13 protein-coding genes and 1 riboswitch are annotated in these 12302 nt (G+C 45.0%); of the genes, 1 reads left to right on the top strand and 12 read right to left on the bottom strand.

All coding sequences use genetic code 11. From position 1 onward, the window contains the following. Window positions 1–165: 165 nt before the first annotated feature. The 10 genes from oppF to moaA form a co-directional block, all read right to left on the bottom strand. Window positions 166–1158 (bottom strand): murein tripeptide/oligopeptide ABC transporter ATP binding protein OppF, encoded by a 993-nt coding sequence (gene oppF, locus C1S73_RS16470; RefSeq protein ID WP_038869392.1) that lies wholly within the window; start codon window positions 1156–1158, stop codon window positions 166–168. Continuing rightward, a complete protein-coding gene (gene oppD / locus C1S73_RS16465; RefSeq protein ID WP_038869383.1) occupies window positions 1155–2126 on the bottom strand; it encodes an ABC transporter ATP-binding protein in 972 nt (323 codons plus the stop codon). Before oppD ends, oppF begins: the two co-directional genes overlap by 4 nt. A 30-nt stretch (window positions 2127–2156) precedes the next feature. Next, window positions 2157–3059, bottom strand: a complete 903-nt coding sequence (gene oppC / locus C1S73_RS16460; protein ID WP_038869373.1) for an oligopeptide ABC transporter permease OppC — start codon at window positions 3057–3059, stop codon at window positions 2157–2159. Between the two features lie 15 nt (window positions 3060–3074). Further along, entirely contained in the window at window positions 3075–3995 is a 921-nt protein-coding gene (gene oppB, locus C1S73_RS16455; protein ID WP_038869362.1) for an oligopeptide ABC transporter permease OppB, read from the bottom strand. Between the two features lie 106 nt (window positions 3996–4101). Next, window positions 4102–5733 carry an ABC transporter substrate-binding protein gene (locus C1S73_RS16450; protein WP_038869516.1) on the bottom strand — a complete coding sequence of 544 codons (1632 nt, stop codon included), beginning with the start codon at window positions 5731–5733 and terminating at the stop codon, window positions 4102–4104. A 561-nt stretch (window positions 5734–6294) separates the two neighbouring features. After that, on the bottom strand, window positions 6295–6750 hold the full coding sequence (moaE, locus tag C1S73_RS16445; protein ID WP_038869358.1) for a molybdopterin synthase catalytic subunit MoaE: 456 nt from the start codon (window positions 6748–6750) through the stop codon (window positions 6295–6297). Between the two features lies 1 nt (window position 6751). Continuing rightward, entirely contained in the window at window positions 6752–7009 is a 258-nt protein-coding gene (moaD, locus tag C1S73_RS16440; protein ID WP_038869356.1) for a molybdopterin synthase sulfur carrier subunit, read from the bottom strand. Next, complete coding sequence (gene moaC, locus C1S73_RS16435; protein WP_038869352.1) at window positions 7006–7485, bottom strand: cyclic pyranopterin monophosphate synthase MoaC; 480 nt, start codon at window positions 7483–7485, stop codon at window positions 7006–7008. The genes moaD and moaC overlap by 4 nt, the downstream gene beginning before the upstream one ends. Window positions 7486–7511: 26 nt before the next feature. Continuing rightward, window positions 7512–8024: a molybdenum cofactor biosynthesis protein B gene (gene moaB / locus C1S73_RS16430; protein WP_038869350.1), complete on the bottom strand. Its 513-nt coding sequence runs from the start codon at window positions 8022–8024 to the stop codon at window positions 7512–7514. A 96-nt stretch (window positions 8025–8120) separates the two neighbouring features. Then, a complete protein-coding gene (gene moaA / locus C1S73_RS16425; protein ID WP_038869349.1) occupies window positions 8121–9110 on the bottom strand; it encodes a GTP 3',8-cyclase MoaA in 990 nt (329 codons plus the stop codon). Beyond that, window positions 9099–9232, bottom strand: a riboswitch (molybdenum cofactor riboswitch). (Overlaps the previous gene by 12 nt.) A gap of 173 nt (window positions 9233–9405) precedes the next feature. Here moaA and C1S73_RS16420 point away from each other — a divergent pair. Next, window positions 9406–10299, top strand: coding sequence for a YvcK family protein (locus tag C1S73_RS16420; RefSeq protein WP_038869348.1), 894 nt, complete (start codon window positions 9406–9408; stop codon window positions 10297–10299). Between the two features lie 98 nt (window positions 10300–10397). Here C1S73_RS16420 and luxU read toward each other — a convergent pair whose 3' ends face one another. Both luxU and luxO read right to left on the bottom strand, forming a co-directional pair. Next, window positions 10398–10742, bottom strand: coding sequence for a quorum-sensing phosphorelay protein LuxU (gene luxU, locus C1S73_RS16415; RefSeq protein ID WP_080869631.1), 345 nt, complete (start codon window positions 10740–10742; stop codon window positions 10398–10400). Beyond that, window positions 10739–12142 carry a quorum-sensing sigma-54 dependent transcriptional regulator LuxO gene (gene luxO / locus C1S73_RS16410; RefSeq protein ID WP_038869346.1) on the bottom strand — a complete coding sequence of 468 codons (1404 nt, stop codon included), beginning with the start codon at window positions 12140–12142 and terminating at the stop codon, window positions 10739–10741. The genes luxU and luxO overlap by 4 nt, the downstream gene beginning before the upstream one ends. Window positions 12143–12302 lie beyond the last annotated feature (160 nt).

Genomic DNA, 12302 nt, shown 5'->3' with positions numbered 1-12302 from the left:
TGTCTTCTACTATATTAGCGATTCATACTGAGCTTAGAATCCGTTCACTTAGTACATCTTGTTCAAGAATTTCGAATGAACTTAAACCAACAAAAATCGTAGGCATAAAAAAAGCGCGACCCTATAAAAGGAGCCGCGCTTAAGCCCGTCACAGGCTGAATTAGATTATATCGCTACGTTCAAACAGGAAACTGCGTGAACATCAGAGCCTTGGATATTTGGTTTAGTCTTCGAGCACTCATCCGTCGCTTGTGGGCAACGAGTGCGGAAAACACAACCCGATGGTGGGCTAATAGGTGACGGTAAGTCCCCTTCTAGCATTTGAATCTTTTTGTTGCGCTCTAACTCCGGATCAGGAATTGGAACCGCTGACATCAAGGCGCGAGTGTATGGGTGCTTTGGATCGGCAAATAAAGCGTCTGATTCACCGAGCTCAACCGCATTACCAAGATACATAACCAGTACACGATCAGAGATGTGCTTTACAACAGACAAATCGTGCGCGATAAATACCAAAGAAAGACCAAGCTCTTTTTGTAGCTCTTTCAGTAGGTTAACTACCTGAGCCTGAATCGATACATCAAGTGCCGATACTGGCTCGTCACAAATGATCATCTTAGGCTTTAGGATAAGAGCACGAGCAATACCGATACGCTGACACTGACCGCCTGAGAATTCGTGTGGGTAACGGTTGATCACGTTAGGTAATAGACCTACCTTCGCCATCATCTCTTTAACGCGGTCCTTCACTTCTTGCTTAGTCAGTTCTGGGTAGAATGTCTCTAGCGGCTCAGCGATGATGTCGCCCACTGTCATACGCGGGTTCAAAGAAGCCAAAGGATCTTGGAAAATCATTTGGATTTCTTTACGCGTTTCGCGGCGTTGAACGTCTTTCATTTTCGTCAGGTCTTGACCCAACCAAACCACTTCACCGTCGGTAGCTTCAACAAGACCAATGATCGCGCGAGCAAACGTAGACTTACCACAACCAGACTCACCTACTACACCAAGAGTCTCGCCTTCGTACAGACGAACATTTACGCCGTCTACGGCTTTTAGGCTCGAAGGCTTTGACCAAGGCCACGCTGATTTCGATGCAATGCTGAAGTGAACTTTCAGATCAGACACATCCAAAATTAGTTTTTTATCTGTACTCATTTGCTCCAAGCCTCCCATTCAGAAAAACATGCACGCTGACGACCATCACCAAATGGTGTCAAGATTGGTGCTTCGCGTTTACAACGATCCATCACGCGGTGGCAACGCTCTTGGTAAGGGCAACCAGGTGGCAGACGCAGTAAGTTTGGCGGGTTACCTGGAATTGTTGGCAGGATCTCGCCTTCTGTATCTAGACGAGGAATCGCTTTTAACAGACCTTCCGCATACGGGTGGCTTGGGTTGTAGAAGATTTCGTTTACTGTGCCGTACTCCATAGTTCGACCAGCGTACATTACGAGTACTTTGTCACAAGAGCCCGCTACAACACCAAGATCGTGTGTGATCATGATGATTGCGGTATTGAACTCGGATTTAAGCTCGTTCAACAGATCCATGATCTGCGCTTGAACCGTTACGTCCAATGCCGTGGTTGGTTCATCCGCAATAAGCAGTTTTGGACGACACAGCAGCGCCATGGCGATCATTACACGCTGACGCATACCGCCTGAAAACTCGTGTGGGTACATAGTGATACGCTTGCGAGCTTCTGGAATTTTTACCGCTTCAAGCATACGAACAGACTCTTCGAACGCTTCTGCCTTGCCCATACCTTTGTGTAGCATCAGAACTTCCATCAGCTGATCACTAACTTTCATGTATGGGTTAAGAGACGTCATTGGGTCTTGGAAGATCATCGCGATCTGCTCTGCACGAACCTTGTTCAGTGCTTTTTCTGGCAGATTAAGGATCTCGTTTCCTTCAAACTTCGCGCTACCAGAAATGATACCGTTCTTCGCTAGCAAACCCATGATAGCGAATACGGTTTGTGATTTACCTGAACCCGACTCACCTACGATACCTAGGGTTTCACCTTGGTTTAGAGAGAAGTTCAAATCGTTTACTGCGGTCACGATACCATCTTGAGTGGTAAATTCTACGCGCAGATCTTTGACATCTAATAAACTCATCATTGCTTCCTTTATTCTTTCTATTTTTAATTATCTGTCTTTTGGATCCAGCGCATCGCGCAGGCCATCACCGACGTAGTTGAAGCAGAATAGAGTCACAACCATGAACGCTGCTGGGAACGCCAGCTGCCAGATTGCTACTTCCATTGTTTGCGAACCTTCTTGTAGAAGTGCGCCCCAACTTGTCATCGGTTCTTGAACACCAAGACCAAGGAATGAAAGGAATGATTCTGTCAGAATCATGCTTGGGATAAGCAGTGTCGAGTAAACCGCGACAATACCCAGTACGTTTGGAACGATATGGCGAGTGATGATTTTCCAATTACTCACACCACAAACGTGTGCCGCTTCAATAAACTCTTTACTACGTAGACTTAGCGTTTGACCGCGTACGATACGAGCCATATCTAGCCACGCAATAGCACCGATAGCGACGAAGATAAGAACAATATTACGACCGAAGAATGTTACCAGTACGATAACTAGGAACATGAACGGAACCGCGTATAGGATTTCAAGAATACGCATCATGATACGGTCAACTTTACCTCCGATGAAACCAGAAGCCGCACCGTAAAGCGTACCAATCACAACCGCAACCAATGCACCTAGAACACCAACCATTAGAGAGATACGACCGCCAATCAGCGTACGCACATAAAGGTCACGGCCTAAGCTGTCCGTGCCAAACCAGTGTTCAGCACTTGGACCGACGTGCATCGCATACCAGTCAGTGTCATCAAATGTGTATGGGGCAATCATTGGTAAAAAGATTACCGCCAGTGTCATCAATGTAAGAATGAACAAGCTCACCATTGCCGCTTTGTTACGCATAAAGCGGATACGGGCGTCTTGCCACAAACTACGGCCTTCAACTTCCAGGTTCTCTGCAAATTTCTCGACCGCTTCAAGATTCTCTTTTTTCGTTAACATAACCATACTTCCCTGTTAGTAGCGAATTTTCGGGTCAATCATTGCTAGTAGAATATCAACGATGGCGTTGAATAGAATGAATAGGAAACCAATCAGGATGGTTACCCCCATTACTAGCGAGTAGTCACGGTTGAAAGCAGCATTGACGAATAACTTGCCGATACCAGGTAGACCAAAGATGGTCTCGATAACAACCGAACCTGTGATGATACCTACGAAGGCAGGCCCCATATATGACACAACAGGAAGTAGTGCTGGTTTTAGCGCGTGTTTGATAACGATGTAACGGTAGCTTAGACCTTTCGCACGTGCTGTACGAATAAAGTTACTGTTCAACGTTTCTATCATCGAGCCACGGGTGATACGAGCAAACGTCGCGACATAGAGTAGTGACATACCGATAACTGGGAGTACGAGGTATTGCCATCCGCCATCATTCCAACCGCCGGCAGGGAATAAGTTCCAGTGCAACGAGAACAGATAGATTAAAGCGGGCGCCAATACAAATGAGGGCATAACCACCCCGAGCATGGCGGTCGACATGATCACATAATCCACCCAAGTATTTTGTTTGAGGGCTGCGATCGTCCCTATGCTTACCCCAAGAATGACAGTAAAGATAAAGGCAATGAAACCTACCTTTGCTGACACAGGAAGAGCAACCGAGATCAGTTCGTTTACTGTGTAGTCTAAGTATTTAAATGAAGGACCAAAGTCACCTTGGAGAACGTTGGTCAGATAAGTCGTATATTGCTCAAATACTGGCTTATCTAGGCCGTATTTAGCTTCGATGTTCGCCATAACTTCTGGCGGTAATGGACGCTCGCTCGAGAATGGGTTACCCGGTGCGAAACGCATGAGAAAGAAAGATACGGTGATCAAAACCAACATAGTTGGGATCGCCTCAAATATCCTTTTTGCGATGAATTTAAGCATAAACTCACTCTTTCAGTCTGTGACAGTTAAAAATTTGATGATAGGCACCGCACGTCCAGTGATTAGGACGTGTGGGCCTTTTTCTTATAGTCTTGAAGCGACTTTATTAGTCTGCTTTGATGTAAAGATCTTTTGAGTAGATCTTTTCTTCCGCGTTATTTGCTGGGAAACCACCAACATGCGGATTTAGTAGACGAGAACGAACGTACTGGTAGATAGGCGCGATAGGCATATCTTTCGCCATTAGCTGCTCAGCTTCTAGGTAAATTTTGGTACGCTCTTCTTCTGAAGTCGATTTAATCGCTTTGTCGATCAGAGCATCGTACTCTTTATTACCCCAGTGCTGACCACCCGTAGTGTTCGAGCTAACCATAAGGGTTAGGAATGAAGATGCTTCGTTGTAGTCACCACACCAACCTGCGCGTGCTACTTCGAAATCACCTTGGTCTTTCGTAGATAGGTAAGTTTTCCACTCTTGGTTTTCTAGCGTTACGTCTAGACCCAGAGTTTTCTTCCACATTGAACCTAGCGCTACCGCCAGTTTCTTGTGGTTCTCATCTGTGTTGTATAGAAGAGAGAATTTAAGAGGGTTGTCTTTGCCGTAGCCCGCTTCTGCAAGTAGACGTGCCGCTTCTTCGTTACGCTCTTTTTGCGTCATCTTACCGTAAGCTGGTAGCTCAGGGTTGAAGTGCGCTGTAATTTCAGGCGTTAGGAAGTAAGCAGGTTTCTGGCCTTGGCCAAGAATTGCGTTTGCTACGATGTTACGGTCAATCGCGTAAGAGATCGCCTTACGTACACGAACATCGTTAAATGGTTCTTTCTTCGTATTGAATGAGTAGTAATAAGTACATAGGCTACCTTCAACCGATACTGACTCTGGGTATTCTTTCTTCAAACGCTTAAAGTGCTCAGTTGGCAGTTTAGATGTGAAGTCGATTTCACCAGATAGGAAACGGTTCATTTCAGCAACGCCGTTCTCGATTGGAAGGTACGTAACTTTGTTGATAACGGTCTTATCGTTATCCCAGTACTGTTCGTTACGTACAAGTTCAAGACGCTCGTTCACTACCCACTTGTTTACGACGTATGCACCGTTACCTACGAAGTTTTCAGGTTTTGTCCATTGGTCGCCAAACTTTTCGACTGTTGCTTTGTGCACTGGCTTCATTGTTGTGTGGCCAGCCATCATTACGAAGTAAGGAACCGCAGTGTCTAGCTCAACGACAAGCGTGTGATCATCAGTCGCTTTAACACCCAGCTCGCTCTTGTCTTTTTTTCCTGCAACGATGTCTTTCGCATTTTTCATCTTGGTGTATTCCATGTACCAAGAGTAAGGCGAAGCCGTTGCTGGATCGACAGCACGCTGCCAGCTGTATACGAAATCTTGCGCTGTTACAGGGTCGCCGTTAGACCATTTTGCATCTTTGCGTAAGTGGAAAGTAAACGTTTTGTTGTCTGTCGTTTCCCAACTTTCTGCAACACCTGGGATAGTATCGCCATCTGCATTTTGATTCACTAAGCCTTCAAGAAGATCACGAATCACATGAGATTCAGGAACACCTTGAGATTTATGCGGGTCAATTGTCGCAACTTCAGTACCGTTACCACGAACGAGTTCTTGTTTGTCAGCAAGTTTAGTGCCTGCTGGAACATCAGCAGAGAAAGCGGTAGTTGAAGTGGCAGCCACTGCCAAACCAGCACCTAGAAGAAGGGCTTTAGTGATTTTGTTCTTATACATGCGTAAAACTCCAAGTTTTTCATTAGCATCCATGACTTCTTTGCAAGGGACTGGAACGGTCAGCATTTTAGAACTTTTTAGTGCACTTTTTGAGCATAAACGTCTAAAACCTTACAAAGACTGCGGCACACATTAGCAATCCTCAAAGTAATTTGCCATAAAAATGTAGCAAAAAAACTAATAATTCTGTAATTAGTGCTCATATTTAGCAATAAATACTAATCAAAAAGTATTGCCTAGCGAAATAAGGATTCAAGCATCCATTTGGCAGCTTAAACTTTCGATAACTCTAAAATCAAACTCTTTGATAGCATCTTATGCTAGATATATGAACAAAAATTAACATTTATGACACATTGAGTCTAATTAATAATTGCATATATCTTGTTTGATATTTTTTATTGTGAACAAGGTCACCGGGAGCAAAAATGGAGGAATACACGGCTTTTACGCACGCTGGAGAATTGGATTGGAGATAACTTGGCAGAGTAAAAAAGAAAAAAGGCCAGCTGCTCTATACATCTGACCTTTTAGGATTAAGCTGTAGAACAAATAAGAGTTCTACTTCTCCCAGCGTTGCGCTGCTTGATGGTCCGTATCACGTGACTCGATCCAGCGATTTTCACTGATCGTGCGTTCTTTTTTCCAGAAAGGTGCTTTGGTCTTTAAATAGTCCATAACAAACTCACAAGCATCAAAGGCAGCACCTCGATGGGCACTAGAAACACCAACAAAAACGATTTGATCACCAGTGTCGAGATCGCCAACACGATGAATTACACGGATGCCCAATAACGGCCAACGCGATTCGGCTTCGTCACAGATATCGATCAGGCTTTTCTCTGTCATGCCAGGATAATGTTCTAAATGAAGGCCAATGACATTATCACCTAAGTTCATATCACGAACTTTACCGATGAAAGTGACCACAGCACCAGAGGCTGTCCCTTCTGATAGACGCTGGTATTCTTGATCAACAGAGAAGTCTTCAGCTTGTACTGAAACGCGAGGATCCATTTTAGCCCCCTGTTACTGGTGGGAAGAAGGCAACTTCGTCACCTGACTTCACTTCAGCGTCTAGCGGAACAATAGACTGGTTTACTGCGGCAAGCAGTTTACCCGGCTCAAGCGCAAGGTCCCATTTACCCTCTTTATTTACACCAGCATCCACTAAATGTGCACGAATCGCTTCAACGTTATCAAACGCGCCTTCGAGCTCAAGACCATCGATACCAACTAACTCTCGTGTTTGAGCAAAGAAAAGTACTCTAATCATGATTCCGCCTTGAAATGCCCAGATTTGCCACCCGTTTTCTCTAATAAGCGGACTTGCTCGATAACCATGTCTTTTTGCACCGCTTTACACATATCATAAATTGTCAGTGCAGCAACAGAAGCGGCAGTAAGCGCTTCCATTTCCACGCCTGTCTTACCCGCCAGCTTACATACTGATTCGATACGTACTTTATTCTCCGCTTCAATCGCTTCTAGCTGGACTTCAACTTTAGAAAGCAATAAAGGGTGACAAAGTGGGATCAGGTCCCATGTTTTCTTTGCCGCTTGAATACCAGCAATACGCGCGGTTGCAAACACATCACCTTTGTGGTGTTGGCCTGAAACAATCAGTTGCAATGTTTCTGGCGCCATGTGTACAAATGCTTCTGCGCGCGCTTCACGAACGGTTTCCGCTTTTGCAGACACGTCGACCATGTTAGCTTCGCCAGACGCATTGATATGTGTAAATTGGGTCATTGTTGTTCCTTCGCTTTTAGGAAAGGTTATACAGATAGGTGTGGCATGAAGTTACAAGGGCGGTGACTCGCGTCTAACTGCTGCTTGATGATCTTCGTCCAACCCGTGCGGCATGCACCTGTAGAACCAGGCATTGCAAAGATAACAGTGTGGTTAGCAAAGCCCGCAATGGCGCGAGATTGAATGGTTGATGTACCAATCTCTTCGTAAGACACCTGACGGAACAATTCACCAAAGCCTTCCACTTCTTTGTCAAATAGTGGTTTAAGCGCTTCTGGAGTACTATCACGTGAAGTAAAACCTGTACCGCCAGTGATCATAATTGCTTGTACGTTTTCGTCAGCAATCCATTGAGAAACGATTGCACGAATCTTGTACATATCATCGATAACGATTTGTTTATCAACAACGTTATGACCCGCTTCCTTTGCGTGCTCAACTAGATAGCCGCCTGAAGTATCGTTTTCTTCTGTACGCGTGTCAGATACCGTTAGAACGGCAATATTTGCAGGTTGAAATTTGCTTTCAGCGTGACCCATTTGTTCACCTATTCTTTAATTTGATTTTGATACGCAAAGTATCGATTCTGGAAAAGTCATCGGAAGCCACGTCAGCTCCCAATGTAAAATCTGAATTTAACCGCCGATAGACGCAAGATGTGGCGTCATACCCGTATTGCCGTCATGCAAGAAGTGACTGACCGATTTTGTTTGCAGCTGGGCTTGAATACGCTCAATCAATTCATTTTCTTGGTCATCACGTTCTAATAGGTCCCGTAACTCTACGCCATGATCGCCGAACAGACACAGGTGCAGTTTACCTTTAGCAGAGACGCGAAGTCGGTTACAGCTCTCACAGAAGTCTTTTTCATAAGGCATGATAAGACCGATTTCGCCCTTATAGTCCGGATGAACAAACACTTGTGCAGGGCCATCATTATGAGAACGAACTTTGAGTAACCAACCGTTAGCAATTAATTGATTTCGAATAGCAACACCAGAAACATGGTGTTTCGCAAACAAATCATCCATTTCACCAGTCTGCATTAATTCGATAAAACGCAGTTGAATTGGACGATCTTTAATCCAGTTAAGGAATGCGGGCAGTTCGTTGTGGTTGAGGTCTTTCATTAGTACCACGTTAACTTTGACTTGCTCGTAACCCACTTCAAACGCGCGTTCGATACCATTCATCACTTCAGTGAACTTATTTTCACCCGTGATTTGATGGAACATGCGAGGGTCTAAACTATCCACGCTTACGTTGATGTTGGTCAAGCCAGCTTCACGCCAGTCAGCAACGTGCTTCGCCATGCGGTAACCGTTTGTCGTTGTTGCGACTTTTTTGATACCCGGCGTGGTTGCGACAGAGTGGATAATGTCAGTAAAGTCTTTGCGTAAACTCGGCTCACCACCTGTGATGCGTACCTTTGAGGTACCACAATCTGCAAACGCTCTTACGACACGATTGATCTCTGGTAGAGATAAAAAAGACGAGTTTTTATTGCCCGATGGCTTGTAGCCGTCAGGAAGGCAATAGGTACATTTAAAATTACAAACGTCGGTCACAGACAGACGCAAGTAATAGAACTTACGATGAAATTTGTCTTCGAATTGTTGCGCCACGGAACACCTTTCCAAACACGGGAGGCATAATCATTTCCAATTATGCCCTTGTGACAGTATGTCACTGGCTCAAAACGCCTATCCTTAGACTTAGCATAGTGAGCTCGGAGTTATGGCAACCAGAGGAAAGCCCCCTGATAGCTTTGCCGTGTAAAATACTTAAAATTTGTAATGGAATCCAGAGCAGAGTGATAAAAAACTCTCTAGAAACACAATTTACCGCTAAGTGAGTACCGTTAAGACACTCATTAAGATAAATTGTAGTCGCTTTTTACAAGATTATTAGAAGAACGTAATGAATATCTACACCAATAAGAAAGTGGTCGCAGTTGGCGGTGGTCACGGTTTAGGTCGAATGCTGGCCGCACTTAATGATTTTGGCAGCAATGCAACGGGCATTGTGGCAACCACTGACAACGGCGGATCAACTGGCCGTATCCGCCATTGTCAAGGCGGAATAGCTTGGGGCGATACACGAAACTGTATCAACCAGTTGATCACAGAGCCATCGATCAGCTCGATGATGTTTGAGTACCGCTTTAAAGGGACTGGTGAATTAGATGGCCACAACTTGGGGAACCTGATGCTCACGGCATTGGATAACCTCTCCGTCCGCCCTTTAGACGCGATCAATCTGATTCGCAATATGTTGAAAGTCGATGTCAACATTCTTCCTATGTCTGAACATCCTTCCGACCTCACTGCTTTGTCTGTAGATGGGCAATGGGTAACAGGTGAAACTAATGTGGATGAAATGGATAAAGATCTTCGCCGATTAGACCTTTCACCAGAAGTGCCAGCAACAAAAGAGGCGGTAACCGCTCTTGCAGAAGCTGACGCCATCATCCTCGGCCCTGGTAGCTTCCTAACGAGTATCATGCCACCGCTACTCTTACCTGAATTGGGGAAAGCAATCGCAGCGAACCAAAAAGCAAAAGTCATTTTTGTGGCGAATCTTAGTCCAGAATATGGTCCAGCGGGTCGCATGACGATGAAACAAAAGCTGGAATGGTGTGAGCGAGCATGCCAAGGCAGACAGATTGATGTCGTACTTGCAGAGGAAACCGATCAAGAGGTTCTGGATAACTGGAATGTGGTCACCGAGTCATTGGCGTCTACCAACCGCGACTGGCGTCATGATCGTGACAAACTTAAGTTAGCGATTGAAAACCAATTGGTTGCAAAATAACACAAGAAGTGGCCTACAATTGAGGCACCTGAGCGTATAAAATGACAAAGCCCTTCACCGACGTGAAGGGCTTTGTTTTTATAAGGTTTAATACAGGGCTACTGCGTCCATAAACGATACGCATCACGAGTAATGTGAAGCAAGTTTAACATCGAAGTAATGTCTCCCCCCCCTTCTACTAACTCACCTGATTTAGCTTTCTTATCAATCGCTACGGCCAAATCACACAAGCGATCAGCCCCAAAACTGGCGGCACTGCTTTTTAAAGCATGACTGATTTCCTTTAGATAGATCAGTTGCTCACTGCCTTGGTATTGCGACAAGTTGGTGATATAGACATCCATTTCTCCGAGGAAAATATCCAGCAAAATAGGAACGTTATCTAGGCCAATTTCCGCGGCCAATTCGTCGATTTTTTGCTGATTCAATACATCCATGCTCATACGTTTTGTTTTTCTTCCCTATTATTCCAAGCTTGCAACTTGCGATATATGGTTGAAGGGCTGACATCTAAGTAACCCGCAGCGCGTGGAATATTGCCATCACACGCCTGAATCGCCTGCTCGATGGCCATTTTTTCAGTCATCCAAAGCGGCATAATGTCTGACACCGTCATGATTTCAGGTTCAATAAATTTTGAAATCGATTGACGAACCACCGGTTGATTCAGTGGTGGTGGTAGCATGTCCAGAGTAATTTCTTTGCCGTTGTTCAGTACCACGATATTACGCAACACGTTTTGCAACTGACGAACGTTACCCGGCCATTCGTAACTGTTGAAACGTTCAATCACATCTTGTGCAAAACGAATAAAACTCTTGCCTTCCTCGTGAGACATATAACCCAGCAAAGAATACGCAATTTCGATCACGTCTTCACCACGTTCGCGTAGTGGCGGCAAATGTAAAGGAATCACGTAAAGGCGGTAATACAAGTCTTCACGAAAACGGCCTTCTTGTACTTCTTTCCACGGGTCGCGGTTAGTCGCACACACAAAGCGAACATCCACACTCTTCATCTTAGAAGAGCCTACTTTTTGGAACGTACCCGTCTGGATGAAACGCAATAACTTGGTTTGTAAATCCAAGTCCATTTCACATAGTTCATCAAGGAACAACGTCCCGCCGTCAGCCAGTTCAGCTGCACCTTGACGGTCATTTGCTGCTCCGGTAAACGCACCTTTAACGTGGCCAAACAACTCACTTTCGATCAAGTCTTTCGGGATAGCAGCACAGTTGATCGCAATAAACGGCTTATCGCCACGTTTGCTTGCTGCGTGAATCGCCTCGGCACACACCTCTTTACCAGTACCACTTTCACCAGTAATGAAGATACTGGCTTTACTGCTCGCAGCCGAGTCAATGGTGCGGTAAACCTGCTGCATGGTTTGGCTACTGCCGATGAAGCCTTGGTAGTTTTGGTTACCTGGGTTGTCGGCTTCATTCTTTAATTTCGTTGCCTTACGAATCGCGTTATTTACCGTTACGCGCAGCCGATCAGCCTCACAGGGTTTGATTAAGAAATCTTGAGAGCCATGGCGCATCGCCTCTACCGCGGTATCGATAGAACCGTGAGCAGTCATGAAAATAATTGGCACATCAGGGTGACTTTTCTTCACCGCGTGCAATACGTCCATCCCCGTCATATCTGGCAGACGAAGATCGAGAAGAATAAGATCCGGAATACGGTGATTCAGGCTTTCGATTGCATCTCTGCCTGTTCCAACAATATTGATATCAATGCCGAGTGGCGTTAGGTAAGAACGGTACAATGCCGCAACGGAAGCGGTATCTTCGACCATTAATAGGTAACGTGACTTTTGACCTTCTGTTATTTGTTGCATAGCCTAGCCGATTTTTTGTTGTGTTTTAAATAATAATCGCATTACGCTTTGCATTTTGCAAATAAACATTCGTTAGATTGTGGGTATTCTAAACAAATTAAACCGAATATCAACAGGTTAAAATATGGCACAAACCATGCTGCTTGTTTAATGACCCCTC

This window comes from Vibrio jasicida 090810c (assembly GCF_002887615.1).
GTDB lineage: Bacteria > Pseudomonadota > Gammaproteobacteria > Enterobacterales > Vibrionaceae > Vibrio > Vibrio jasicida.
The sequence above is the reverse complement of the archived record's forward strand: the minus strand, read 5'-3'. Positions and strand labels throughout refer to the sequence as shown.